The following is a 26,181-nucleotide window of genomic DNA, read 5'->3' as shown; positions in this document are numbered from 1 at the left end:
CCATTAGTTAGCTAGCTCAATTTTAGTAAAGTCGATTTTGTTCTCTTTTGGCGAGCGCTCAATGGCACGAACAGTTTGCAATTGCGTCATCATGATGTAACCAAAACAGCTAAAGATCAGGCCCAGTGCGATTGCACCAACCCATTGAATTTGAAGAAAGTCTAATTGAAAGAGTAATGTCAGACTGCAGAGCAACACTAAGTTAAAGCTGACATATTTAAGCTTGCCTAAACGCTCAATCGTCAGATTAAGATTGTCGGTATACAGGCGTACCAGTGAGTCGAGTGAGTTAATCACAAAGGTCACCCCTACAATCACCATCGCCAGATTATAGAAGCCCGAGGTATCTAACCCATTGGCGCTGTAGTAATAAAGCACGGTGAACCAGATAGCGATGGGGATAGACGGAAACACCATCATGGCCAGCAGCACTTGGTAGGTTTTCATCCCGCCGACAAAGCGCGAGGTAAATTGACCAATCATAATGCTCCACGCAAACCACCAGAACAGATAAAACTCATGGTAGTCGTTGATGGGTAACACAAAATGTTGAATATTGCCGAAGTAGTCGCCCAACATGGCAAAGGTCGTAAAGAACTCGCCCACACTCGAGTCAGCCGATAAAAATGCACTGGCCCACATCATGGCAATCAAGCCTAAAAATAACCAAGTGCTGGCTAAGCTCAAAATACGCACATAACGTATGCTAGTGCTGGAATATACCGCCGCGGCAATCACCATAAATACGATTAAATAAAAGCTACCGACTATGGTTTCGCCATCACCTAATTCGGGTAAGTACCAGGGCAAATTGCTCAATAACAAATAGGCGGTAAAGGCACAGGTACCAATAATCACGATATTATTGATGAACTTGACCAAAGGAATGTCGAAGAACTTCACCCTAGGTTCAATCACACAAAAATAGAAGCAGGTTAAAAAGTAGAAACCCCAAATCAAGAAGGCCCAAAAGCCAAACTCAATCGCCAGCGGATTGGTAAAGCCGTATTCAGGACTCGCCGCCACATTGGCATAGCCGGCAAACTCGGTCAGCGGAAACATGATCAAGCCGACATCAAGGCCAGAGGTGAACAGAATCGCGATAAAGGTAAACGTACGCACAGGCGTCACACCGATACAGCGAATGTTACCCCAGCGATAAATCACAAACGCAATCGCGGTAAAAGTGAACAGTATCCCTGCGGATAATAACCAGGTCATAGGATGCACTCCGTCCCAGTCGATACTGGATATAAGTAGGCATGAGGATATGAATCCATAAAATGTAACTCCATGTTTTTATTTAATAATAAAAAACTGAATCATTTTTAAAGGCAGCGCTCTGCCCTCAAGCCTTAAATATCGCTACTTAAAAAGCGCTCTGCGATAGTTAAACCCTGATAGATGTTCAGTCGTGAAAGTGATCATTTGCACACTCACTGCGGGCTGACCGACCCTTTAGATAAAATGAATCATGACCCTTATTTTCAGTAATCAATTAATGAGTTTTGAGTCATCAATTAATGAGTCACTTCAAAATTGAAGCCGCCAGTCCATCGATAAGACGGACCGAGCAGGCATGTTGTGCACTTATGGCGTTAACTTACGCCGTTAACTTGTCGCAGTACTTCTTTGTGTGGTTTGCCAAGCGTCGGCAACCACAACGGCGGAATCCGCCGGCGCTAACATCTCAGCCTCTAAAATCATATCCGCGGCGCGCTCAGCCAACATGATGGTCGGCGCGTTTAAATTACCGTTCGGGATAGTCGGGAAAATAGAAGAATCCACTACCCGTAAATTCTGCAATCCGTGCACGCGGGTTTCAGGATCCACCACCGCCATCGCATCTGTGCCCATCTTGCATGAACAAGAAGGATGATAAGCACTCTCAACCGATTGACGCACAAAGGCATCGATTTGCTCATCGGTTTGCACTTGTGTGCCGGGTTGAATTTCCTCACCGCGATACTCATCGAATGGCGCTTGATTGATGATCTCACGGGTTAAACGCACGCAGGCTCTAAAGCCTTCAATATCATCAGGATGCTGTAAATAATTGAACTGGATCTTAGGTGGCGCTTTAGGATCTGCCGACACTAAGGTCACGGCACCACGGCTTTTAGGCTTGTTATGGCCCACATGCACCTGAAAACCATGGCCCGCAAAAGCTTCTTTACCATCGTAACGCATAGCCGCAGGTAAAAAGTGGTACTGCAAATCTGGCCACTCAAGCCCCGCTTTTGAGCGAATAAAACCACAGGATTCAAAGTGATTCGTGGCCCCTAGGCCAGACTTATCTAAAATCCAACGGGCACCGATTAAGAACTTGCTGAAAGGATCTAACTTGCCATTGAGTGAAATCGGTTTAAGGCATTTGAATTGGAAATAAAACTCTAAATGATCCTGTAAATTCTGACCGACACCGGGCAACTCATGTTGTAACTCGACCCCTGCATCGGCCAATACTTGGGGATCGCCAATACCTGATAATTGCAGTAAATGCGGCGAACCTATTGATCCAGCAGCTAAAATCACTTCTTTATTACAACGAATATCTTCAACTTTGCCTTTGTGCTCAATGCGAACGCCAACGGCCGCTTGTCCTTCCAATAGCACTTTATGCACTAAGGTGTGGGTCAACACAGTAAGGTTACGTCTGGCCATCGCTGGGCGTAAATAGGCATTAGCGGTAGACCAACGCACGCCTTTTTTGACCGTCATATGCATAGGACCAAAACCTTCTTGCTGCGCCGCATTATAATCGGCGGTCGATAAATACCCCGCCGCAATGCCCGCATCCACAAAGGCTTGGTATAAGGGATTTTGCATCTGGTTACCGTTATTCACACCTAACGGTCCAGACTCGCCGCGATACTCATCACCACCAAAGGCCCAGGTTTCTGCCTTTTTAAAATACGGTAAGCAATGGCTGTAATCCCAGTTGGTCGCCCCTTGCGCCTGCCACTCATCAAAGTCTCTGGCATGACCACGGACATACACCATGCCGTTGATCGACGATGAACCGCCAAGCACTTTACCCCGAGGACAATGCATCTTGCGATGATCTAAATGTGGCTCAGGCTGCGTCTCAAACTGCCAAGCATATTTAGGGCTGTTCATCGGAATCGATAACGCAGTCGGCATCTGAATAAAGATGCTCTTATCGCTGCCACCGGTTTCTAATAACAGTACTTCGTTTTTAGGATCCTTTGACAGACGATTAGCGAGCACACACCCTGCAGAACCGGCGCCGACTATGATGTAGTTATAATATTTTTGCTGAAGTGAATGGGCCAAAATGCCTCCTTAAAATGGGCTTTCTAAGGGCTGTAGACCCACGTAAACGGCTTTAACTTGGGTGTAATGCTTGAGTGTCTCGCTACCGTTTTCACGGCCAATACCCGACAACTTATACCCACCTACCGGCATTTCGGCTGGCGATGCGCCATAGGCATTGATCCAGCAAATACCCGCTTGTAACTGATGAATAACCCGATGGGCACGGCTGATATCTTGGGTGAACACCCCAGCAGCTAGGCCCATGGCGGTATTGTTTGCCCGAGCAATCACTTCGGCTTCATCTTTAAAGGTGAGTACCGACATCACAGGGCCAAAGATTTCCTCTTGGCAGATGCGCATCTCGTCGGTGCAATCGGTAAAAATGGTTGGGGCGACAAAGTAACCATTGGGTGCATTATCTGGCGTTAACGCTTTGCCACCAGTGAGCAAAGTTGCGCCGTCGTCGATACCTTGCTGAATATAATCGAGCACTTTTTGCTGGTGGTCTTTGGAAATTAACGCGCCAAAGTTAGTCTCTGGCGCCATAGGATCGCCCACCACAATATTGGCTTGGGTACGGGCGAGCAGCTTCTCAATAAAGTCTTGATAAACCGACTCATGGACAAACACTCGCGTCCCATTGGTGCAGACTTCACCTTGGGTGTAGAAATTACCGAGCATGGCACCTGAAACGGCATTGTCGATATCAGCATCGTCAAACACGATAAGTGGTGATTTACCGCCGAGTTCCATAGTGACGTCTTTTAATGAACTTGCTGCAGCGGCCATGACTTTCTTGCCAGTACCAACTTCGCCAGTGAAGGACACTTTGGCAATATCCGGATGTCCCGTTAACCAAGCGCCAACCTTGCCATCGCCCATTACGACGTTAAATACGCCATCGGGCAAACCCGCTTCACTTAAGAGTTGCGCTAATTTCAGTGCGCCAAGCGGCGTTTCTTCCGAAGGTTTAAAAATCATCACATTGCCGCTGGCTAAGGCAGGAGCGGCCTTCCAACAGGCGATTTGTAATGGGTAATTCCAGGCACCAATGCCAGCACAAATGCCTAAGGGCTCGCGGCGAGTGTAATAAAAATCCCCACCGACTTGCTGCTGCGCGCCTTCAAGCCCAGGGGCAATATGAGCGAAAAACTCGATAGCATCTGCACCTGTGACCACATCAACCACTGAGGCTTCTTGCCAAGGTTTACCTGTGTCGCACACTTCGATTGCCGCGAGCTCATCATTACGGGCGCGCAATAGCGCAACCGCGTTTAATAGAATACGACTGCGTTCGGTGGCACTCATGGCAGACCAAATCGCAAAGCCTTTTTTGGCGCTCTCGATGGCCGCTTGCTGAATTTTTTCATCGGCCACTTGCACTCGATACGCCAATTGCCCAGTGGCAGGATTGACGACGTCGAAGGTTTCGCCGCTATCGTTAGCGAGCAACTGACCCGAAATAAAGTTGTACTGTACTTCTACTGACATGTTTTGACTCCATGCTGCTTTATCACATTGTGGATAAAGGTTTTGCATAATTTTTCGGCCTGAACAAAATCCTGCTCAGGGGTTTCACTTAAGGCGCTGCGTAACCAAAATCCATCGATCATCGCCGCCGTTTGCTCAGCAGCCATCAGGGCAAACTCTTTGGGCAACACGTGCCGAAAGGAAAAATGTAAGTTGCTGTATAAGCGGCGACTATTAATATTCTGCAAACGGGCTAACTGGGGATCGTGGACGGCCAGCGCCCAAAAACTCAGCCAAGTGTGAGTGACATTTCGTGAGCGCTGTAACTCGGTAAAATTCGCTTCAACTATCATCATTAAGCGCTCTGTTGGCGCCAACACTTGTCCTTGGATTCGATTGAGCAACGCCTGCTTTAACTGCTCGAGCAAGTGGCGTAGCGTCGCTTGGATCAAGCCCTGCTTACCACTGAAATAATGACTGATGATCCCCGACGACATCCCCGCCAACTGACTAATGCTGTTGATAGTCGTGTGCTGCAATCCATGCAAGGCAACCGATGCTAATGTCGCATCGATAAGCTGCTGTCTGCGTATCAATTTCATTGCGGCTTTAGGCATAAATACTCAAGGAATAACCACTCTCTCAATACTCTGAACGACGTTAATTGAACGTTCAATTAACAATCATAATAATGATTAGTGATGTAACTATCAACCTAAAATGGCACAGTGACAAAGCTCATAAGTTAGTTATGTAAAAAAGAATTGATGTGTAAAAACAAGATAAATGTATAGATTTCTTTGACTTGCGGCCCTACCACAACCACAGCAGCACGCATAAATTAATATTAGATATCAAACTAATTAACTGGAGTTAATGCTACGAATGAGAGTATTAATGAGGTTTAACCTCTGTTAGATTTAACAATTGAGCCGTCAAATGTTAGCTAAAAAGTGGGATGAAAAGTGAGATAAAAAGACCAGTAAAAAACACACAGAAATGATGCCTCGCCACGGGCGCTCCCCCCAGAAAAACCATATCGTACGCCAACACTAATACCCGTCATAAAAGTCCGAAGTTTAGTTACCGAGTTCCAACTTTAGTGGGAAATTGCCCCCAGATAAGCGCCGAACTCGATCGAGCTCACACTTTCACTACCTCCAAATTGGTAGCTTGATCACCAGAAAAGAACACAACTTAATCTTTACAAGCAAATAGGTGGATTTTATGGCTGCTAAATTTTTTATTCCTTCTGTCAACGTGTTAGGCCAAGGCGCAGTGGATGACGCTATCGGTGACATCAAAACCTTAGGCTTTAAACACGCACTCATAGTGACAGACAAACCCTTAGTCAAAATTGGCTTAGTCGGTGAAGTGGCCGAAAAACTTGGTCAAAATGGCATTACCTCCACCATCTATGATGGCGTACAACCTAACCCAACCGTGACGAACGTCGAAGCCGGTTTAGCCCTGTTAAAAGCTAACAAGTGTGACTTTGTGATTTCACTCGGTGGCGGCTCACCCCATGATTGCGCCAAAGGTATCGCCCTTGTTGCCACCAATGGCGGCAGCATTAAGGATTACGAAGGGTTAGATCAATCCGCAAAACCACAGTTGCCATTAGTGGCTATTAATACGACGGCAGGTACTGCCAGTGAAATGACGCGCTTCTGTATCATTACCGACGAAGCCCGCCACATTAAAATGGCGATTGTCGATAAACACACTACGCCTTTGCTGTCGGTCAATGACCCTGAACTCATGCTGAAAAAGCCTGCGAGCCTAACGGCCGCAACCGGTATGGATGCACTGACTCACGCGGTTGAAGCCTATGTGTCTATTGCTGCCAACCCGATCACCGACGCCTGCGCGATCAAGGCCATGGAATTGATTCAGGCTAACTTAGTCAACGCGGTTGAAAACGGTCAAGACATCAACGCCCGTGAACAAATGGCCTACGCCCAGTTCTTAGCGGGTATGGCCTTTAACAATGCCAGCTTAGGTTATGTGCATGCGATGGCGCACCAGTTAGGCGGTTTCTACGATCTGCCCCACGGTGTGTGTAACGCACTGCTGCTGCCCCATGTACAGGAATACAATGCCCAGGTCGTCCCTGCTCGCTTGAAAGACATCGCCAAGGCTATGGGTGTGGATGTGTCCAACATGACCGATGAGCAAGGTGCCAATGCGGCGATAGCGGCAATCAAAAAACTGTCTGTTGCGGTTAAGATCCCAGAAAACCTGACCTTGTTAGGCGTGAAAGCGGAAGATATTCCAACACTTGCGGATAACGCGTTAAAAGATGCCTGTGGATTCACCAATCCAAAACAAGCGACCCATGCGGAGATCTGTCAGATCTTCACCAATGCGCTGTAGTTGCGCGCTGTAATCGCCATACTTTATCAATCGCAAGTTATCGCACAGCAATCGTGCGCTAACTTGCTGGATAACGACTGATTGTCCTGCTAGTGCGTAAACACGACTTCATCCTCCAATGAATGCGTTTTGGGCTCCAATAGTGCACAGAATATCGCTGCACTATTGGAGCCTTTTTTATACTGGTATCGACAAGGTTGCTATCTTAAAAATTGAGTAACAAAAACCAACATAAAACTCAGTGTCTATGCACCTTTGCACTGACAAAACACTCACAAATCTGCATATTCAAGTAGAAAGGATCTGAACCTCAAATATTCATAGCAAAATGATATAAAAAACGTGATCTCTGTGGGTTACAGACTGTTACAGATCCGATAAGATGGCCCCAGTTCGCTTTTTCCCTGCAAAAGATGAAGCCAGCTGAGAGGCCCGTTCTAACGAATGGGCCTCTGTCCATTCTGCCTTCTGCGTTTCCTCTGCGACAACTTATGCTGCCACTTAATCGTATTACGCCCACCAAAGCCTAATTAACCTATTTACTCCGCTGTTCACTCTTTTTATCACTTACACTCAATAAGACTTACTGACGACCAAGTTGTTGCTTTATTAATCAGTAATTCAGCAAAAGCGAAACTTCACCCAAAACTGAGATCTAGCACAAAGTTATTGGCATAAAACTCATGCTAAATAGAGACATGACAGATTAAGTAAATGGTTAATTTTCATGCAGTAACTATCCTTCTCCGTCAAAAAACATCAAGGCTAAATAGACTTAATTAATGATTGACCGAATTCAAAAACGATGCCTATGATGGCAACAATATCCTCGAACAGGTAGGTACGCTATGACTGCAATCACCCATGTATATAACTACACAGTTAGATGTCCACATTACAAAGATCCTGAACATCCCGTTACTTGGTTAAATCATATTGAAATGAACCAGTCCTGTGAAATCGCGTTAAATCGCATCACTAAGTGGCATGAGCTTTCTGGGGATAAGTCCTTCGAAACAAATAAGTTTGTGGTTCGTAAAGCCGAAAATGAAGATGCCTACTTCTCAATGCAGAGTGACAGACTCAAAAATGACGGCCATGCCCTAGTCACCTTTAAAATCTTTTTAGATGATTGCTGTGACGATGCTGCACCGGAAGAAATCATGCAGCACCTGATTGAAGACTATCAACAACGCTTAGCCAAACTCGAATAATCTTTGCAGTATTATTTAGCGACCTTAGACGCCAGTGCGCAAAACGCCACTGGCGTTTTTATTTGCTGAATTCATAAAATTTAAACTCCGACGCATTTCGCCCCATCTGCTCCACACCTCTTGCTCAAACTTGCCTAAAGACATTACGACAACGGCTTGGCAGATACTGGTGCCATAGCGTGATTCAGCTCAAGATCTGTTATATTGTCCCGAATGTTATTTGGCACTGTAAAAATGGCAGGGCTCAGTAAATTGAGTTACGAACTTAAATTGAGGATTAGCATCACAATGAATAAAGCGACGCTCATTATTATTCCTTTATTGCTCGCTGCATCCGCCTGTGCGGATTTAAAGGACGCAGGCCGTGCCATCGGCACAACCACTAAAGATGTCACCACTGAGATAGGCCACGCGACCCGAGACACCACTAAAGCCATAGGTCATGCCTCGCGGGATGCCGTTAAGTCGGTAAAAGAAGATTTAACCAAAGACTAATCACAGTGACGCCTAGGCGTCACTGTCTGTTTTAAGTATCTTATCTATTCAAACGTCACGCATTTCAAGCTCCGCGCCCGCTAAGCCGCATTCGCCCGAATACCGTGGGGCACAGGCAATCCTTGGGCATTCACATGCACAAACACCATCTTATCTATGCTCACCACTGGTGCCTGCGTCATCTTATTGCGCACTTGGCAGCTTACGGTAATCGAACTGTGGCCGAGGCTCACCAGCTCCAGACCAAACTCAATCACATCACCTTGGTGCGCTGGCGTCATAAAGTTGATTTCAGAAATCAGCTTAGTCACATGGCTGGTGCTCTTCATCTGGCAGGCAGCAAAAATAGCGGCCTCCTCGTCTATCCAACTGAGCAACTGACCGCCAAACAGCGTATTTGCTGGATTTAAATGTTCAGGTTTAACTAAACGGCGACTGTAATATTTCATGGCGGTGACCTCAATGTGAATGCCAACAATCAGCTTTAATACGCTATAACTTCCCACTGTATTCAGAGCATTTTTCAGGCCACAATTGATAGCCATTAAATAACAATGAGATAGCAATAAGCTGCTGTAAAATAATCCGATTATTGCACCAAGTCGTATCAGAGTTGCACCATATTAATCAGCGCAATAGTGAACCAATAAGCAAAAAAAATAGCGACTCATAGAGTCGCAAAGCTAAGGCAAGCAAAAACTTACTGGGTAGGAAGTTAAGTCACAAAATTTGACTTAAAAACCCGCACAGCACATGTAGGCGAACTGCACGGGGGACAACAGCTGCAGAGCAGCTAAACACAGGCTTACGGGTAACACTCTTTCATACTCGACTCGAGATTTAGGCTGCAAGGTCGGTAACTCATCACAGTCCGCCCTTACCCTCAATTTCGAGTTTTTAACCACGCCTCACCAGATACATCGGCATAAGGCGTTCTGAGGAGTGATCCACAATCACAATGGATCATCCTAAGCGCTGCTTACTGCTTAAAACTGCTCTTCTTCGGTAGAACCTGTCAGTGCGGTCACTGATGAATGGCCACCTTGAATAACCGTAGTCACTTGGTCAAAATAACCTGTGCCCACTTCCTGTTGATGCGCGACGAAGGTGTAACCTTTCTTCGCTGCAGCAAACTCAACTTCTTGAACTTTCTCAACATAATGCTTCATGCCTTCGCCACGAGCATAGTCGTAAGCGAGGTCGAACATGTTGTACCACATGTTGTGGATGCCGGCTAAAGTGATGAACTGGTACTTGTAGCCCATGTCTGACAATGCTTGTTGGAAGCGCGCGATAGTGGCGTCGTCCAGATTTTTCTTCCAGTTGAACGAAGGCGAACAGTTATACGCTAACAGTTGATCTGGGTACTGAGCATGAATCGCTTCAGCAAAAACACGCGCTTCTTCAAGATCCGGTTTAGCGGTTTCACACCAAATCAAATCCGCATACGGGGCATAGGCAAGACCGCGAGAAATCGCTTGGTCAAGACCCGCTTTAACACGGTAGAAACCTTCATTAGTACGCTCGCCAGTCACGAAATCACGGTCGTATGGGTCGCAATCTGAAGTTAACAAATCGGCTGCGTTAGCATCGGTACGGGCGATAACCAGTGTATCGACACCGCTCACGTCCGCCGCTAAACGTGCAGCAACCAGCTTTTGTACCGCTTCTTGGGTTGGCACTAATACTTTGCCGCCCATGTGACCACATTTCTTCACTGAAGCTAACTGATCTTCAAAGTGAACACCGGCAGCGCCCGCGTCGATCATCGACTTCATCAGTTCGAAGGCATTTAATACGCCGCCAAAACCCGCTTCTGCATCAGCAATAATAGGCAGGAAGTAATCAACAAATTTTTCATCTTCTGGATTAACGCCATTGCCCCACTGAATTTGGTCTGCGCGGCGGAATGAATTATTGATGCGAGACACCACAGCTGGCACTGAGTTCGCTGGGTATAAAGATTGATCTGGGTACATAGTGCCGGCTAAGTTAGCATCGGCAGCCACTTGCCAACCAGAAAGGTAAATCGCTTCGATACCCGCTTTCGCCTGTTGTACCGCTTGACCGCCCGTTAACGCACCGAGCGAATTCACATAGCCTTTTTTAGCGCCGCCGTTAACCAGTTCCCATAACTTAGCCGCACCACGCTTAGCGATAGTATTCTCAGGCACGATTGAACCGCGAAGTGCAACCACTTCTTCCGCGGTGTAAGGACGACGCACGTTTTTCCAACGTGGGTTTTCTGCCCAATCTCTCTTGATTGCATCAATCTGCTCTTGACGTGAATTCTGAGTCGTTGCCTTAGTCATAGTGTCGCTCCTTTCTCTTTGATGTTGTAGCTATCATGAAACTGCCCCCCAGTTTCACTCTGCTAAATTGTTTGGTTGGCGGTAGCCCCGCCACAGCTAAATCTGATTGATATAAAACGGTTCAAGCAAATGGGTTCATCCTAGGCTGTCAGTATTTCGTAACCGGGTAAGGTTAAGAAATCGACCAGCTCGTCGGAGGTGGTAATATCTTCGAGCAATACCGCCGCTTGGGTGAATTTGCCATGGGTGAATCTGTCGCTACCCACTTCTTTTTTCACGTTTGACAGCTCTTCAACCAACATGTCTTTAAAGAGTTGCTTGGTCACGAGTTTGCCGTTTGATAGCGACTTACCGTGTTGGATCCATTGCCAAATTGAAGCTCTAGAAATCTCAGCCGTAGCTGCATCTTCCATTAAGCCGTAAATGGGTACGCAACCGTTGCCGCTGATCCACGCCTCTAAATACTGCAGTGCGATACGAATGTTCAGACGCATCCCCTGTTCGGTGCGCTCACCGTCGCAGGTTTTAAGCAGTTCGCTAGCCAGGATTGGCGCGTCGACATCACGGGTAATATGCAATTGATTACAGTGATCTTGGCCTATGTATTCGTTGAAAATACCCATAGCGGTATCGGCAAGACCAGGGTGTGCCACCCAAGTGCCATCGTGGCCGTTACGCGCCTCGAGCTCTTTATCTCGACGGACTCGTTGCAATACCGCTTCGTTCTGAACCGGATCTTTGGCTGGAATAAAGGCCGCCATACCGCCCATCGCTAACGCACCGCGTTTGTGGCAGGTCTTAATCAAGAGTCTTGAATAAGCGCTTAAGAAAGGCGTATCCATAGTGACGGCTTGGCGATCCGGTAAGACTCGGTCGCTATGACGCTTTAATGTTTTGATATAGCTGAAGATGTAATCCCAGCGACCACAGTTCAGCGCGACGATATTGGAACGCAGCTCATAGAGGATTTCGTCCATTTCGAACACGGCCGGTAACGTCTCGATCAGGCAAGTACATTTAATCGTGCCCGCTTGCAGACAAAACCTTTCCTCAACAAAAGCAAATACTTTTGCCCACCAGCGCGCTTCAACATGACTTTCTAACTTAGGAATATAAAAGTATGGACCACTGCCCTTGGCCAAAAGTTGGCGATAGTTGTGGTAGAAATACAGTGCGAAATCAAACAGTGAGCCAGGAATCGCTTTGCCGTTAAACTGCACGTGTTTTTCTTTAAGATGCAGACCACGAACGCGGCAAATAAGCACTGCCGGATTTGGTCCTAATTTGTAGTGCTTACCTGTGTCCGGTGCTGTGTACTCAATATCACCACGCACGGCATCACGTAGATTGATTTGACCTTCGACGACTTTTTCCCAGCTTGGTGCTAAAGAATCTTCGAAATCGGCCATAAACACTTTGGCATTGGCGTTGAGTGCGTTAATCACCATCTTACGTTCAACGGGACCTGTGATTTCTACGCGGCGGTCAAGCAAGTCATCGGGAATACCGCGAATTTGCCATGCACCATCACGAATAGCGCGGGTTTCAGGCAGAAAGTCGGGTAATGATCCTTTATCGATACGCGCTTGCTTATCTTTACGTTTAGCGAGTAAGGCAGGTACTTCGTCGGCAAACTCACGACAAAGGGATTCGAGTAAGGCGACAGCTCCTTCGGTAAAGATGACTTCTTGGCCTGGAATGTCACGACCCACAATATTAAGCGTGGCGTTTGCTGTAGCTTTACCCAGTGTCGAATTCAATTGCTGTTCACTCAAAGTGTGTTCCGTCATCTTGATGCCCTCCCAAGAGGCTCCACTATCACAGGCTTAACGCTGACATATAAAGCAGTAGCATCCCCAATCACCGCTGCTTATAAACTCACCAAAAAACCATCAAATGTTTGTTTCGAACTAAAACTTACCGACAAACGTTTGTATTTGCAACAGTCCAAGATTGACAGAAATGGGCACGAACCTAAGTAAAAACCATGCTAAAATTGGTCTGACCAAGCAACAAAAAACAACATAACGTTATGATATAAAATGCATTAAACATTTTAATTACATTTGGTAATTTGAGTTAAATGAAACTTGTCAGACAACTTTACCAACCCACACGCAAAGTAATTATTTACGTAATTAAATTACCAACAGTAAATATATATATACAGCATTTTTACCCTATTAGACCTAAGTAGAAAATACCCAATGTTTTGAACTAACCTAGAGGGAAGCAAGCTAAATCCATATAAATCATAATGATAACGACTGCCACCATCACCATAAATTTAAACGACCGTTTCATTTTGACGTTTACGTAAACGAAAAAATGACAGAGTCTAGTACAGACTAAGTACAGGGTTGCGTTTCCCGATCAACAAGGTGGGATGTGATGGTTAACTCAAAAAATAAATCACTTTTTTATAAAAAAAATGAAACAAATTTGAAATTACAACGGGATGGAGCGTAAACCCGCCCTTTTGTGACGCTTCTCTCTTGCTAGAACCCATTACTGGTTTGCTCACAAAGATGCTTTTTGCAGCATTTATTGGCAGCACTGCACATTTTGACAATAAGAACTGAAACATTTGTTGCCAACTTAAATGCAAATCATTACTATTCGCGACCTATTTATTTGGGGGAACCATTAATGAAACCATTTCGTTTGTCGCTAACTGCACTCGCCTGCCTTTCTGTTTTATCACAAACCGCACACGCCGAAGTCAACTCAACATCAGCAAATGCTGAAGCCAACGTTGAGCGCATCACGGTTTATGGCAGACAGAACTCAGTAGTGAAGAATTCAGGGCTGGCGACTAAATCCGACATGTCTCTTATGGAAACCCCAGCAGCTGTAGTGATTGTTGACCAAGAGCTGATCGAAACCCAAGGTACAGATAATCTGCAGGACTTGATCCGTAACATCAGTGGCGTAACTCAAGCGGGAAATAACTATGGCATTGGTGACAACATAGTCATCCGTGGTTTAGGCGCAAATTACACCTATGACGGTATGTATGGCGGTGCAGGCCTAGGAAATACCTTCAACCCCACGCGCTCTTTAACCAACGTTGAATCCGTTGAGGTATTAAAAGGCCCAGCGACTGGACTCTATGGCATGGGAAGTGCTGGCGGCGTGATCAATCTGATTGAAAAGAAACCGCAGTTTGAGTCAAAGCATAAGTTCAGCGCCGAAATGGGCCAATGGGACACCTACTCCCTTGCTCTGGATAGCACGGGCGGACTGAGCGATGATGTCGCCTACCGTTTAGTGGCCAAATCTGGCCGCAGTGATGGGTATCGCGATATAGGTACAGACAGAGACGAAATCTATGGCGCCTTAAAATGGGTATTAAGTGATAGCCAAGATTTAATGCTTTCAGGTGCTTACATAAAAGATGCTATTGCCGTTGATTCAATTGGTCACCCGATTCGGATTTACAATGCAGAATCTGTCGGCGGTAAGAGCGCGGGCGAGGTCACGTGGCAAGATCTGGTCAATGATCCCAATGGTAATGGTCTACAACTCACCGATGCACAGCGTCAGCAGTTAGCGGCCTCGTTGTCGGGCGCTGACGGCTTAACCCCCTATTCGTTTGGTGATGCAGGGCTGATTTCACCCATGGCGAAGGACAATGAGGGTGAAGAGTTAAGATTTAAACTGACCCATAATATCTATTTCACTGACAATTTGTTCCTCAATCAACAATTGCAGTATCGCGACTACACGTCAGGTTTCGCCCGCCAAACTGGCGCCTATAACTACGTCTATTGGAAGCGTAACATCAAGATTAAAAACGTACCTACCGACGTGATTAACGAAGAGCCTAGATCGCCTTTAGTTGAAAATGGCGTACTTTATCCTTTTGCCGCAAGACGTCAGGAATACCGTAAAGTCGATGCCGACGAGACTTCGTGGCAGTACTTTGCCGATCTACGTTATGACTTCCAAATTGGCAATATAGACAATGAATTATTGGTCAATGCCAACTATGAAGACCGTAATATTCGTTTCCAGCAATATTCTATCTTCGATGCCGATCAAATCTATAAAAATAAGGATGGAGAAATTACATATCAAGGTTCCCTGCCTTATATTTACGACATCCGTAATCCTAATTGGGGCACAGGTAAGTTTGAAGACTATGACCCACTCAAGACCGCTAACTATGACAAAAAGGTCAGCGCTTGGGGTCTAGGTGTACAACACGTGGGATATTTAGGATATGGCTTCACCACACGTGTAGGTGTCGCATTTAACGAGATAAAACAAAGTTATGAACACTTAGGCCTTGATCCTCGCTACAGCATTAGCCAATCCCAAGCGACTCCAGAGGCCGATACCACAGATAACGGCATGACCTATAACTTAGGCTTGACCTACATGCCAATAGAGGATTTGTCATTCTTTATCAATCACTCAAAGGGACGCACCGCCTACAGTGTGCTCGATGCAGTAAAAGATAATGCTACCAATCGAGATGATTCAGAATCGATTAGCAATGATTTAGGTATGCGCTTTAAGGCATTTGAGGATCAATTACTGGGCTCACTGGTATTGTTTAAAAGCTCGCGCACTAATGTCGCCTATAACAATCCTGATTATACCAATGGCATATTAACACCTAACATCCCAGTGTATTTGTACAATGGCAGCGAAGACACTCAAGGTATTGAACTCGATCTTAATGCATATATTAATGAGGAGTGGCGCCTTAACCTCAACGGCATGTATCAAGATGCGAATGACAAACAGAATCCTAAGGATGGAGATAACTATGAAAACCAGCAAAAAGGTGTGCCTTATGTCAGCGCCAGTGCTTGGGTTACCTATGGCGCGAATTGGTTTGCGCTACAGAGTCCAGTCGAATTAAGCCTAGGAGCAAAATACGTTGGCGATCGTAGTACACACTCTAGCTCATTTGGTATTCCAGACGGTTACGTGCCTAGCTATACCGTCGTTGACTCGGCGGTGAGTTACAGCACTGATTCTTGGAAAATCCAGCTTAATATCAATAATCTATTCAATAAAGACTATTACAGTAAAGCGATGTTCTTAGGTGGTATGCCGGGTGAAGAACGCAACGTCAAACTGCAATACAGCTATAGTTTTTGAGCGCTAAATAGATTTAAGCGCTAAACTGCAGCGCGAAAGTCGATATGTTTCCAACAAAAAAGAGAGCATTTATGCTCTCTTTTGACATCTAAATCCTCAATTGAGAATGGCAAATGATACCCAGCGTATTAACTGACATTCTCCCTATCACCGCGCATAAGGGATTCCAACTCTGCCTTACCCTTATTCGATAGATTGATTAACGTCGCTAAATCATTTTGATGAGCTGCGCTCGCAATCACCAGTTTCTTATCATGCTCAGCAAAGATTTTTACCCGCTCGTTGGCTTGTACCTGAGATAGACCTAAACCTTGGAGGATCTTCTCGCTGGCCGAAAGCGCTGAACCAAAGGTCTCACGAAAGACATCTGTCACCCCAAGGCTCATCAAACGATAAGCATGGTTACGATCCCTTGCCCGCGCGACTATGTGGATATGAGGGAAATGGGTTTTCACTTGCTGGGCGATTTCGATGGAATCCTCAACACTGTCCACGGCCAGCAATAACAAACGCGAGCGCGCGATCCCCGCCGACATCAACATGTCTAAGCGTCTGGCATCACCAAAATAGACCTCACCGCCATATTTGCGAATCACATCCACATGGCTCGCATCCTTATCCAAGGCGACAAAAGGGATCCCTGATGAGGCCAAAATACGCCCGGTTATCTGGCCTACTCGGCCAAAACCGGCAATCACCACTTCCGATTCCGTGACATTAATTGTATCTGGCAGGCGAGTGTCCACCACCTTGGCCTTAGTTGCGCGAAACAGGGTAAACAATATCGGCGTCACCGCCATAGATAAACCAATCGCCAGCACTAGCACTTGCGCAATTTTATCGCCGACAATGCCAGATAACTGCGCCTGGGATAACAGCACAAAGGCAAATTCACCGCCTTCGGCAAGGATCAACCCCAACGCAATACTCGGTCGCCATTTGTGGTGCCGAATGCGGCCCAGCACCATCAGCACAAACGTTTTAATCAGCAACATCGCCATTAAAATACCTAAGATAAGTAACGGATCTGATATCAATAATTTCAAATCCATACTCATACCGACCGCCATGAAAAACAGCCCAAGCAATAAGCCTTTAAAAGGTTCGATGTCGGTTTCAAGTTGATGTCGATAACTTGAGTTAGCAAGCATAATACCCGCCAAAAATGCCCCCATACCCGCAGAGAGTCCAAGCCACTCCATTAACTCAGCGCTGCCCATCACGAGCAGTAACGCAAAGGCGGTGAGTACTTCACGCACCCCGCTACTTGCGACTAACTTAAGGAGTTTTGGCAGTAAGTATTTGCCCACTAACACAAACCCTACTAGGGCTAGACACGTCCAGTACCAAGGCACGGCATGATGTTCAATCTGCGCCGAATTGGGCGCCAAATATGCCGTCAGCAGCAACATGGGGATAACGGCAAGATCTTGCATCAACAAGACACCAAAAGCATCACGCCCGAGTGGGGTAGTGAGCAACCTATGTTCACTCATTAACTGCACAGCAAAGGCTGTCGATGATAAAGATAGCGCGGCGCCAACCACTAAAGCTGCGTCAACAGACAAACCAAAGCCCCAAGCTAAACCACCAATCGCAGCCCATGATAACAACAACTGACCACTGCCTAAACCAAAGATAGCACTGCGAAGTTCCCATAATTTACTTGGATTTAATTCGAGTCCAAGTACAAACAACATCAGCACTACACCTAACTCGGCAAAATGCAACACAGCAGCAGGATCAGAAACTAAGGCCATGCCGCCTGGGCCTAAAATGATGCCAGCACCTAGGTAGGAAAGAATCGGGCCTGCGCCAAAACGTTTACCCAAAGGAACAAAAATAACCGCCGCCAATAAAAATAGCAGCACCGACGTGAGTAAACTCGACTGTTCCATGAAGGCTCCAACGGAAAAAGGAATGCGCAGTGTTCCATATAATAGCCCAGCCGCAGCTAGGCGAATTAGCAACTATGATATCCCATTTATTTATTAACAAGGTCAAGGCAATTCATTAAAAATGAGAAATTTTTGGTACGAAAAACACTTAAGCGTGGGGAAATCAACTGGAGCAACAAAGCAAAGTAAAAGAGCGTTCAGAGACGCCTTAGACTGTTATCGCATTTTTGTTAGTGGCGGCAAAACCCAAAACGAGAAATAAATGAAGGAAGAATAAAAACCAGTAAGGACTTTTGCCAACTCAGGATGAGACTAAATGCTCACTCGGCTTACATTACACCGAGGGCGATGCGATATGACGCCGTAAATCAGTTGCCTGCTTGTCACATTTTAAAATGTCAGAATAGCGTACTACGGCATTGCGGCCATTGGCCTTAGCGGCATAAAGCGCCATGTCGGCTCGGTGGAATAATGGGTCTAAACTCAGATCATCAGCCATTAAACCGCTCACGCCAAAACTCGCCGTAATGACGAACTTATGTCCTGAATGTTGGGTATCAATGGCCTCGATACGGGCTCGGCACTGCTCTGCCACTTCCATACCTTTCTCTTCATCGGCATAGGGTAATAAAATCGCAAACTCCTCACCGCCGATACGAGCAAAAACATCACCATTTCGGATATGGGATTTAAGGGAATCGACCACCTTTTTAAGCGCCCAATCGCCAGTTCCATGGCCAAAAGAATCGTTGATCCGTTTGAAGAAATCCAAATCAAATAAAATGACACAGAAATCCCCACCGCGGGCCGTGGCTTGCACAAAAAGGTTTTCCCCTAACTCTTGCCCTGCACCGCGATTCAAGATGCCTGTTAATGCATCCATTCTCGCCATACGCATAAACTTGCGTTTCTGCATCTGGCCTACAGCTAACAAAATCCCGAGGAAGAACAGTCCGCCTACTAGAATAGTGACAAACATCAGCATATTGGTATATTCGCGCTCTTTTACCGTTTGCTGAGCGACATACAGTTCACGTTCCTTATTCAATAAATTAATTTCACGTGACTGTTCATCAGCATTAAACTTTGCCGCCTGATACGCTAACGTTTTCATTTTCGCTTCATCAAACATCAGCTGATTGTAATACTGCTCTTTTTTCGAGAACTCATAGGCTTGTTCAAACTGTTTATTCTCAGCATTTAAGCCCGCTAACACTTTAAAGACAGTATGTTTTAACTCGGTATAACTAGGATCATTAGGTAATGACGTAACGAACTTGGCATGCTCGACCACCTCAGCAGATTGCTTTAGTGCAAAATACGCTTCGGTTAACAAAGAATGGACACTATTAATTTCTAGTTGAAAATTAAAAGACTCATATCCCTTTAATGCTTTCAAAAGTAAAGCAACTGCAGCAGAGTATTCTTGCAACCTTAACTTAGACTCTCCCATCCCTTTCAATGCAATAAACGAAATCAATGGAAAACCATTCGACTCACAAAAATCGTGCGTGTACTGGAATTCATCAAATGCCTTGTCATATATTTCAAGCTCTAACTGATAAACTGATAAATACAACTTTGCAGTACAAATATCTTTTACATTATCTGCTGAAGCAAGCGATTCTGCCTTAGCCGCGTAGGTTCCCACCTCTTCTTTTATGCCTATTGCAGAGTACAAACTCGCTAAACGTAGATATGCAGCACGTTTGATATCTATATTATCTATTCGATCTATTAGCCCTAGGCTTTTGCTCATTACAACAAAAGCGTCTTTAAAGTTCCGTAGGGCGATGTACGCAGTTGCCTCATAGCTATAGGCAGAAAATAAATAATCGCTATTTTGAACTAAATTTTCAGATTGAATTAAATTATCTAGGGCTTCTTGATATTGACCTGCATAAATAAATGAAGTCCCTTTAAATACCAATAAGCGCCCTTGTTGAAAACGCGTCATATGCTCGAAATCAGCTTCAAGCTCATGGAGCTTAGTGATTGCACTTTGCATATCGGTATGTTGTAGCTGCTCCAGATCAGCTAATACCTCATCAAAATTGATAGTTGCAGCCATTAAGGGCATACAAAATATGCCCGAACATAACCACAAAAAAGCGCACAGGAGTTTCAATTACTCACCATTACCATGGGAAATAACTAAGTAGGCTTTACAATCATCATCCCCACTCAAGCTTTTCAGTTTTTCCATGTCTCCCGACATGACGGCTGCAATTTCTTCATCAGTTAACCCATGGGCACGCATTACGGCCTCAGGGTCCTGTTGATACGCTTGCATCAACTGTGCATTTTGGCCTAACTGAGTAAAAAAATCGGATAATGCAGGCATACTTTTTCCTTATTTTAATGATGACTTCCGAATTCAACTCAGAAGTACGACTCTCGCAATTAGCCTAAATCTTCAGGCCTAATACCTAATTTGGTTAAAATAGCATAGTTGTATTCGAGTTTTTTTGCTGGCGGGATCAGTAACGTACTGATGGGAGACAAGTTTGCCTCGGGCAGCTTACTCAACGGCAAATACTCAATTATAGGGGCTTGAATGGGTAAATTAGCAGCCTCGTAGATCACCACTTGATGATCCAGTGGATACCATTGATGCAGTTGTTCAACCAAAATCTGCAGCCTATCACTCGTAGTATGAAACTGAGTTAAGGTATGTTCGCCAGCAATAGCAATTTGCCATAACAACAAATGAGTTGTCGGATCGGGCACATGATTAAAGAACATAAACTGGCTGGCTTCAAAACTTTGATGCCCAGAGTTACCGGGGTCGATACCTAAATCTGCCCATAAACACGCCTCGGCCGATATCCCAGGCTCCATCTTTGCAGCAAATCCTTCAGCCCTCGCCTGCTTAATCGCTAAGTGGGACACGCAAGCAAACACACCGGGGTGACCATAAAGCGCGCAAACTGTTTTTTTACCGGCTCTAACGGCGTCCAAAATAGCACTCACCATCTGCTCATAGGTCTCACGGCGATTTTTCACTTCGCCATTTTGAGCATAAAACGGCTGCAAATTGATGACATTAGGATTAATAGTCTGGATCCAACGCTGCGAAAAACCATCGGGCAGGAGTGAAAACACCACATCGGCGTGCTCAATATAACTGCGGCTCATCACACTGATTTGTCCGGCCAGCTGTAAACCCGTGCCTACGCAAACTAAAGAACCCAAAGCATCTATCCCAATATTTTATTTCAAACACTGCGAACTCATACTAAAGCCACAGCACAAGAACATAATAAAAACATATCGGTAACTTTAATCTGATTTATGCAAGATTACTATGGTTATCGCCACATAAACGGTTTATCGACTTACTGACTAATTGCTTGGCTTTAAAGAAGAAATCAGGCTCCCATTTCCTTTTGTCCAATCCTGTCAGCAGTAAACCAGTACGGTTCAGAGGCTGAAAAGCACACCCACAGCACCCATGTGACTTCTACTAATAAATATCCTTAAAGATTGAGAACTAAAGCCAACATCACGGGTCGAAAAGTCACACAATTCGATCTATGACGGCAGCAAAGCCCGATTGCCCTTGTCATGAGGGGGAATGCTTGGGTATTATGGCCGCCAGATTTTCAGAAGTAGCGCATACAATGATCAATAAAAAGCAAAGTCTTACCCTGCTGAGCGCTGTGGCGCTCTCTGTTTCGCTCAGTGCTTGTAGTGTGTTCGATTGGTTGATTTATAAGCCCGACATCCCACAGGGTAACTACATGGAACCGCAACAAGTTGAAAAGTTGCGCATTGACATGACCAAAGAACAAGCCGAATACATTCTCGGCCGTCCGGTATTACGCGATAGTTTCGCCGAAGATACTTGGTACTACGTCTATCACTACAAGAGTGGACGCGATGCCAGCATTACGCATAAAGAACTCATTTTGCACTTTACGGGTGATAAACTCACCGCAGTGAATGGCGATTATGAGCTAAGCAAAGAATTTGATACGCCGCTCGAGCAGAGCAGTTTACCTACGGGTAATAAAACTGAGCTAGTGCCACAAATTCCTGCACAGCGTCCAGATGCCAAACCTTTAGTAAAAGAAAACCAAACAGAAGCGCAAGTTCAAAAACCAATTAAGTAATATCCTAAACTTTGCTTATGCTCTTCTCAGTCAATCAAATACAAAAAAGCGCCCAAGGGCGCTTTTTTATTGAGCAATGATGTCAAACTGACGACAGTCGTTATACCAACCGTGTTAAGCCCGTCCGCCCGTGACTTTATTCGCGCGGCCTTCATCTTTGGCTTTATCCGCGCGGCGGCGGCGAACATCCTTAGGATCGGCAATCAAAGGACGGTAAATCTCGACCCTTTGGCCCGGTAAAATCACTTGGTCATGTTTAACCACATTACTAAACACACCGAGCTTGACCGTGTCTAAATCGATCTCAGGAAAAAAGCTCACTATGTTGCTTAAACGCACCACCTCAATCGCCGACGTGCCGGGATTCACATTCACCGAAATTACTTTTTGCTGAGTAGGCAAGGCGTAAACCACATCAACTACAAACTTATCTGTCTCATTTGTCACTGTAAATCACCTTAGCGCGACTCGTAAATGCCGTCACCATTGATACCATAAGATCATTAAACACTTTACCAAAGGCCATATCGGCTAACGAGTTTGAAAACTCAAAACTCAGTTCGAATTCTACCTTGCAAGCTTCTTCAGTCAGCTCAGTAAAACGCCACTGCCCCAATAAATGCTTAAAGGGCCCATTTTCCAATGTTAAATCAATACTCTTCCCGGGAACCACTTGGTTGCGAGTCGTAAATGTCTTACGGATCCCCGCTTTACTCACATCCACAGATGCCAGCATAGTCTTACCATCAAATTCTAAGACTTTGCCACCCACACAACCGGGTAAAAATTCCTTATACGACTCGACATCATTTACTAAGTCATACATTTGCATCGCACTAAAACGGACTAACACACTTCGAGAAATTTGCGGCATAGGACTTAGCACTCTTAACTAACGACTTCACAGCGACCTTAGCAAACTCAAACGCACGAAAAGAACGCACATGCGATGAACAACTTAGGCAAGCAATCAAAATTTGCACGGATTTTATCACGATACGTAAAAAACGCACCCCTTGTGCACTTAAGCTGATACTCAACCCCTTAATGGCGTTCAAAAAACAAGCAACAACACGATAGAGGCTTGAAATTAACTAAATAAAACCTTATATCAATACCAAATTGAATCACCGTGCGTATAATGGCGCCACTATGGTAAAGAAAAATTCAAGCAAAGCCGCGCCTGCGACTATCGCACGTAATAAGCGCGCAACCTTCGAATACCGTTTCGAAGAGAAAATGGAAGCTGGCCTATCCCTAATGGGATGGGAAGTTAAATCTATCCGTATGGGTAAGGTCAACTTGTCCGACTGTTACGTATTCCTGAAAAATGGCGAAGCCTTTATGCATGGCTGCACCATTATTCCCTTGAATACGGCATCGACACACGTTGTCTGCGATCCCCTGCGCTTGAAAAAGCTGCTACTCAGCCGTAAAGAGCTCGATAAACTGGCTGGCTTAGTCGAGCGTCAAGGCTACTCCATCATTCCTATTTCTATGTACTGGCGTAAAGGTGCATGGGTGAAAGTGGAGATTGGCCTAGGTAAAGGTAAGAAAGATCACGATAAGCGCGAAGATACTAAAGCGCGTGAATGGGAAGTTGAAAAAGCCCGCGTGATGAAAAAAGAAAAAACGCACGGATAATGAACAAACGATTGAACTTGAAGCAAATGATGCTAGGTGATCATTGTGCTACGGGTTACAATCAAATTCTTGGGGGCGATTCTGGATTCGACAGGATTCACGAAACCCTGGGAGCATGCCGAGGGGCGGTTGGCCTCGTAAAAAGCCGCACCGTTATAGTTGCAAACGACTCTAACTACTCTCTAGCAGCTTAGGCTAGCTAGCCATCTGACACAGGTCTCTCAAATGGGCAGTGTATACAGATGGTCATCCTACATTTGATAGCGAGGGAACTCCGTCCGGGGGTGAACCGCGAAATAGTACCGGACTCGCCCGATGAAATCCTGTCTTTCGGAGTTTATTCGGGTTAATTAAAAGAGAGACTAAGCATGTAGTGCCTTGGATGTAGGTGTTCTGGACGCGGGTTCAAGTCCCGCCGCCTCCACCAAATAAAACAAGGGCTTAGCAGAAATGCTAAGCCCTTTTTCTTTTCGGTGGCGACAAAATGGCGACACCGAAAATTCTACTTACTGTTTCATATCTTTTTCCCTCTGATAAATTCCCCCTCTTAAATTATCAAAAATCATTTCAGTTTTTGATCGTCTTAAGTTGTTGATTATTCTTACTTAGATCTTTTTCTATATTTTTCACTCATTCATAAAAACCCCACGAAATCCACGTAAAAACCAATTAAATCAATGCTTAGATATTTTCCACCATCACCAAACGCGCTGTATGGAACTGTAAAACAGTGAAATAAACCGCGATCATTTCAGATCTTTGATCCTTCAAAACCCCTAGGAATGGCGCTGGCTGCGCCTATGAACTGTAATAAACTAAAACTGAAAAAAAATTAACATATAAAGCGAGTAGGAGGGTGAGGAAGAGTGCGGATTTCGTGGCGTGGTTTCTCTGTCGCGCTGGTTTTCGTGGCGTATTTCATTCTTTTAATGATTTTTTATTGCTGTTTCAGATGATTCTATGTGAGGTCTCGAAATCGTTGCGGCACTATGTAAATAGTAACTGTACCTCTTATCTAACTAGATAAGAGGTACAGTTGATAACTCAAATTAGTTTTGACTACTCATATTTAAAAACGAGTAGTTCAAAAAAACTAATTACTCCCATAAAAATAGGAAAACGAATGAACAATAGACTGATTGGGGATGCTGGCGAGTATTTAGTTGCATACCACTTATCTCGTCGTGGTATCGCTGTTGCGTTAATGAATAATGGGACTAAGGGCGTAGATTTACTAGGGTCTGTTGATCTTTGCTGTACAAATGTTGTTCAGCAATACATCGGCAGCCACATTAACATAAACGCCAGTGACACCATACTGGCGTAATTTCTTGCTAGCTTGTCATATCTTGTTGATATTGCTCGATAGTGTTTAATTCTTCAAAAAGCATTCTCCACTAAATGTCGATACCGATATAAGCACCAATCGACTCTTTCTTGAGGTGTATTCTTATAGCGGCGCCTTGGAATAACAGATTTCCCGCCTTTATTTGCGATAAGTTCACGAAAAGCATCGCTGTCATAACCTTTATCTGCAATGACGGTATCAACCTGCTTCAGGTGCTCAATTAAGCTGGGGGCGTGTGTAATATCGTGTTTTTGGCCTTCTGATAATTCGAAATAAATCGGTAATCCTCCGCTGTCGACGGCTAAGTGAATTTTGGTTGAATTACCGCCTCGACTTTTACCAATACTCTCATTACTTAGCGTCGCTGCACCTGCACTGTGCTGGTGAGCCCGCACTATCGAGCCATCAATAAAGACCCATTCTATATCAGCAAGGTTGGCTAAGACCTTGAATAAATGTGCTAGAACGCCTTTCTTAGACCATAAATGAAACCGTCTAAAGACCGTGCTCCAATGACCGAACTCTTTAGGTAAATCTCGCCAAGGGATACCTGTTCTAAGGCGGTAAAGAATACCTTCGAATGTTTGTCTATGTTCAGGTTTGTCATAAACACGGCCTGTGCTTTTCATTAAATGAAATAGCTTTTCCCAGCGTGCATCGGTTAGCATAAGTCTTGGCATGGCTTGAGGTTATGGTTACTTTTGGCGAAGCAAATTATAACGTCTTGCCATGCTGTCTAAAAATCACTTTCGAAAGATCAACAGACCCTAGTAACAGATGATGGTCAACATGTAGCTAGTATTCAGGTTAAAGCGTCTCAAGGTAAAACTCAACCGAGGCAGTGGATAGTCGGCAAAAACCAACCTAGAGCTTCTGAGAACTTCTTTTATATTTTTTGCAATATATGGATTGAAC

The 26,181-nt window shown here is 45.1% G+C and carries 20 protein-coding genes, 1 other RNA gene and 1 pseudogene; 8 read left to right on the top strand and 14 right to left on the bottom strand.

Features of this window, described 5'->3' with window-relative positions:
• Positions 1-3: 3 nt before the first annotated feature.
• The 4 genes from BM607_RS01165 to betI all read right to left on the bottom strand — a co-directional run bounded on the left by BM607_RS01165 (position 4) and on the right by betI (position 5,366).
• Positions 4-1,221 carry a choline transporter gene (locus tag BM607_RS01165; protein ID WP_071939148.1) on the bottom strand — a complete coding sequence of 406 codons (1,218 nt, stop codon included), beginning with the start codon at positions 1,219-1,221 and terminating at the stop codon, positions 4-6.
• A 390-nt stretch (positions 1,222-1,611) separates the two neighbouring features.
• Positions 1,612-3,297 carry a choline dehydrogenase gene (gene betA, locus BM607_RS01160; protein WP_071939149.1) on the bottom strand — a complete coding sequence of 562 codons (1,686 nt, stop codon included), beginning with the start codon at positions 3,295-3,297 and terminating at the stop codon, positions 1,612-1,614.
• A gap of 9 nt (positions 3,298-3,306) precedes the next feature.
• Positions 3,307-4,770 carry a betaine-aldehyde dehydrogenase gene (betB, locus tag BM607_RS01155; RefSeq protein WP_071939150.1) on the bottom strand — a complete coding sequence of 488 codons (1,464 nt, stop codon included), beginning with the start codon at positions 4,768-4,770 and terminating at the stop codon, positions 3,307-3,309.
• Positions 4,761-5,366 (bottom strand): transcriptional regulator BetI, encoded by a 606-nt coding sequence (gene betI, locus BM607_RS01150; protein WP_071939151.1) that lies wholly within the window; start codon positions 5,364-5,366, stop codon positions 4,761-4,763. The genes betB and betI overlap by 10 nt, the downstream gene beginning before the upstream one ends.
• A 610-nt stretch (positions 5,367-5,976) precedes the next feature.
• Between betI and yiaY the strand changes: the two genes are divergently transcribed.
• The 3 genes from yiaY to BM607_RS01135 all read left to right on the top strand — a co-directional run bounded on the left by yiaY (position 5,977) and on the right by BM607_RS01135 (position 8,834).
• Positions 5,977-7,125, top strand: a complete 1,149-nt coding sequence (gene yiaY / locus BM607_RS01145) for an L-threonine dehydrogenase (protein WP_071939152.1) — start codon at positions 5,977-5,979, stop codon at positions 7,123-7,125.
• Positions 7,126-7,973: 848 nt separating this feature from the next.
• Positions 7,974-8,339, top strand: a complete 366-nt coding sequence (locus BM607_RS01140; RefSeq protein ID WP_006080845.1) for a hypothetical protein — start codon at positions 7,974-7,976, stop codon at positions 8,337-8,339.
• A 288-nt stretch (positions 8,340-8,627) separates the two neighbouring features.
• Complete coding sequence (locus BM607_RS01135; protein WP_063882759.1) at positions 8,628-8,834, top strand: hypothetical protein; 207 nt, start codon at positions 8,628-8,630, stop codon at positions 8,832-8,834.
• 80 nt (positions 8,835-8,914) lie between these two features.
• Here the strand turns inward: BM607_RS01135 and BM607_RS01130 are convergent, their stop codons facing one another.
• The 3 genes from BM607_RS01130 to aceB all read right to left on the bottom strand — a co-directional run bounded on the left by BM607_RS01130 (position 8,915) and on the right by aceB (position 12,936).
• Positions 8,915-9,283, bottom strand: a complete 369-nt coding sequence (locus tag BM607_RS01130) for a hotdog domain-containing protein (RefSeq protein WP_006080843.1) — start codon at positions 9,281-9,283, stop codon at positions 8,915-8,917.
• A 537-nt stretch (positions 9,284-9,820) separates the two neighbouring features.
• The gene (aceA, locus tag BM607_RS01125; RefSeq protein WP_011846253.1) at positions 9,821-11,146 is read right to left on the bottom strand and encodes an isocitrate lyase; all 1,326 of its coding nucleotides are present in this window, start codon (positions 11,144-11,146) and stop codon (positions 9,821-9,823) included.
• A gap of 140 nt (positions 11,147-11,286) precedes the next feature.
• The gene (gene aceB / locus BM607_RS01120; RefSeq protein ID WP_071939153.1) at positions 11,287-12,936 is read right to left on the bottom strand and encodes a malate synthase A; all 1,650 of its coding nucleotides are present in this window, start codon (positions 12,934-12,936) and stop codon (positions 11,287-11,289) included.
• 859 nt (positions 12,937-13,795) lie between these two features.
• Here aceB and BM607_RS01115 point away from each other — a divergent pair.
• Complete coding sequence (locus BM607_RS01115) at positions 13,796-16,261, top strand: TonB-dependent receptor (protein WP_071939154.1); 2,466 nt, start codon at positions 13,796-13,798, stop codon at positions 16,259-16,261.
• A 128-nt stretch (positions 16,262-16,389) separates the two neighbouring features.
• Here BM607_RS01115 and BM607_RS01110 read toward each other — a convergent pair whose 3' ends face one another.
• The 4 genes from BM607_RS01110 to BM607_RS01095 all read right to left on the bottom strand — a co-directional run bounded on the left by BM607_RS01110 (position 16,390) and on the right by BM607_RS01095 (position 21,354).
• Positions 16,390-18,159: a monovalent cation:proton antiporter-2 (CPA2) family protein gene (locus BM607_RS01110; protein WP_006080839.1), complete on the bottom strand. Its 1,770-nt coding sequence runs from the start codon at positions 18,157-18,159 to the stop codon at positions 16,390-16,392.
• Between the two features lie 334 nt (positions 18,160-18,493).
• Positions 18,494-20,239: a GGDEF domain-containing protein gene (locus BM607_RS01105; RefSeq protein ID WP_071939155.1), complete on the bottom strand. Its 1,746-nt coding sequence runs from the start codon at positions 20,237-20,239 to the stop codon at positions 18,494-18,496.
• A 48-nt stretch (positions 20,240-20,287) separates the two neighbouring features.
• The gene (locus BM607_RS01100) at positions 20,288-20,503 is read right to left on the bottom strand and encodes a hypothetical protein (protein ID WP_012588220.1); all 216 of its coding nucleotides are present in this window, start codon (positions 20,501-20,503) and stop codon (positions 20,288-20,290) included.
• 59 nt (positions 20,504-20,562) lie between these two features.
• Positions 20,563-21,354 (bottom strand): SAM-dependent methyltransferase, encoded by a 792-nt coding sequence (locus BM607_RS01095; protein ID WP_071939156.1) that lies wholly within the window; start codon positions 21,352-21,354, stop codon positions 20,563-20,565.
• Positions 21,355-21,782: 428 nt separating this feature from the next.
• Between BM607_RS01095 and bamE the strand changes: the two genes are divergently transcribed.
• On the top strand, positions 21,783-22,274 hold the full coding sequence (bamE, locus tag BM607_RS01090) for an outer membrane protein assembly factor BamE (protein WP_087486488.1): 492 nt from the start codon (positions 21,783-21,785) through the stop codon (positions 22,272-22,274).
• A 114-nt stretch (positions 22,275-22,388) separates the two neighbouring features.
• On the opposite strand, the gene BM607_RS01085 is transcribed toward bamE, so the two are convergent.
• Both BM607_RS01085 and BM607_RS01080 read right to left on the bottom strand, forming a co-directional pair.
• Positions 22,389-22,721 (bottom strand): RnfH family protein, encoded by a 333-nt coding sequence (locus tag BM607_RS01085; protein ID WP_006080834.1) that lies wholly within the window; start codon positions 22,719-22,721, stop codon positions 22,389-22,391.
• On the bottom strand, positions 22,711-23,148 hold the full coding sequence (locus BM607_RS01080) for an SRPBCC family protein (RefSeq protein ID WP_006080833.1): 438 nt from the start codon (positions 23,146-23,148) through the stop codon (positions 22,711-22,713). Before BM607_RS01080 ends, BM607_RS01085 begins: the two co-directional genes overlap by 11 nt.
• Before the next feature lie 278 nt (positions 23,149-23,426).
• On the opposite strand from BM607_RS01080, the gene smpB reads away from it, so the two are divergent.
• From smpB to BM607_RS21875, 3 genes are all read left to right on the top strand, one after another.
• On the top strand, positions 23,427-23,918 hold the full coding sequence (gene smpB / locus BM607_RS01075; RefSeq protein ID WP_006080832.1) for an SsrA-binding protein SmpB: 492 nt from the start codon (positions 23,427-23,429) through the stop codon (positions 23,916-23,918).
• A 71-nt stretch (positions 23,919-23,989) separates the two neighbouring features.
• Positions 23,990-24,345: a transfer-messenger RNA gene (ssrA, locus tag BM607_RS01070) on the top strand.
• 696 nt (positions 24,346-25,041) lie between these two features.
• On the top strand, positions 25,042-25,245 hold the full coding sequence (locus tag BM607_RS21875) for a hypothetical protein (RefSeq protein WP_071939158.1): 204 nt from the start codon (positions 25,042-25,044) through the stop codon (positions 25,243-25,245).
• On the opposite strand, the pseudogene BM607_RS01065 reads toward BM607_RS21875, so the two are convergent.
• Positions 25,188-25,946, bottom strand: a pseudogene (locus BM607_RS01065) (IS5-like element ISSod6 family transposase). The gene BM607_RS21875 and the pseudogene BM607_RS01065 overlap by 58 nt on opposite strands.
• Positions 25,947-26,181: the final 235 nt, after the last annotated feature.

The sequence above is a fragment of the Shewanella sp. SACH genome (assembly GCF_001887095.2).
Classification (GTDB): domain Bacteria; phylum Pseudomonadota; class Gammaproteobacteria; order Enterobacterales; family Shewanellaceae; genus Shewanella; species Shewanella baltica.
Note: the sequence above shows the minus strand (reverse complement) of the source record. Positions and strands in the feature narration are given on the sequence as shown.

What these genes read in the sequence shown, in the direction of transcription:
- BM607_RS01100 (WP_012588220.1), bottom strand. Translation starts at nt 20,503, where the DNA reads ATGCCTGCATTATCCGATTTTTTTACTCAGTTAGGCCAAAATGCACAG.
- BM607_RS01105 (WP_071939155.1), bottom strand. Translation starts at nt 20,239, where the DNA reads ATGCCCTTAATGGCTGCAACTATCAATTTTGATGAGGTATTAGCTGAT.
- betB (WP_071939150.1), bottom strand. Translation starts at nt 4,770, where the DNA reads ATGTCAGTAGAAGTACAGTACAACTTTATTTCGGGTCAGTTGCTCGCT.
- BM607_RS01080 (WP_006080833.1), bottom strand. Translation starts at nt 23,148, where the DNA reads ATGCCGCAAATTTCTCGAAGTGTGTTAGTCCGTTTTAGTGCGATGCAA.
- BM607_RS21875 (WP_071939158.1), top strand. Translation starts at nt 25,042, where the DNA reads ATGAACAATAGACTGATTGGGGATGCTGGCGAGTATTTAGTTGCATAC.
- smpB (WP_006080832.1), top strand. Translation starts at nt 23,427, where the DNA reads ATGGTAAAGAAAAATTCAAGCAAAGCCGCGCCTGCGACTATCGCACGT.
- aceA (WP_011846253.1), bottom strand. Translation starts at nt 11,146, where the DNA reads ATGACTAAGGCAACGACTCAGAATTCACGTCAAGAGCAGATTGATGCA.
- betI (WP_071939151.1), bottom strand. Translation starts at nt 5,366, where the DNA reads ATGCCTAAAGCCGCAATGAAATTGATACGCAGACAGCAGCTTATCGAT.
- bamE (WP_087486488.1), top strand. Translation starts at nt 21,783, where the DNA reads ATGATCAATAAAAAGCAAAGTCTTACCCTGCTGAGCGCTGTGGCGCTC.
- BM607_RS01135 (WP_063882759.1), top strand. Translation starts at nt 8,628, where the DNA reads ATGAATAAAGCGACGCTCATTATTATTCCTTTATTGCTCGCTGCATCC.
- aceB (WP_071939153.1), bottom strand. Translation starts at nt 12,936, where the DNA reads ATGACGGAACACACTTTGAGTGAACAGCAATTGAATTCGACACTGGGT.
- BM607_RS01110 (WP_006080839.1), bottom strand. Translation starts at nt 18,159, where the DNA reads ATGGAACAGTCGAGTTTACTCACGTCGGTGCTGCTATTTTTATTGGCG.
- BM607_RS01115 (WP_071939154.1), top strand. Translation starts at nt 13,796, where the DNA reads ATGAAACCATTTCGTTTGTCGCTAACTGCACTCGCCTGCCTTTCTGTT.
- yiaY (WP_071939152.1), top strand. Translation starts at nt 5,977, where the DNA reads ATGGCTGCTAAATTTTTTATTCCTTCTGTCAACGTGTTAGGCCAAGGC.
- BM607_RS01165 (WP_071939148.1), bottom strand. Translation starts at nt 1,221, where the DNA reads ATGACCTGGTTATTATCCGCAGGGATACTGTTCACTTTTACCGCGATT.
- BM607_RS01140 (WP_006080845.1), top strand. Translation starts at nt 7,974, where the DNA reads ATGACTGCAATCACCCATGTATATAACTACACAGTTAGATGTCCACAT.
- BM607_RS01130 (WP_006080843.1), bottom strand. Translation starts at nt 9,283, where the DNA reads ATGAAATATTACAGTCGCCGTTTAGTTAAACCTGAACATTTAAATCCA.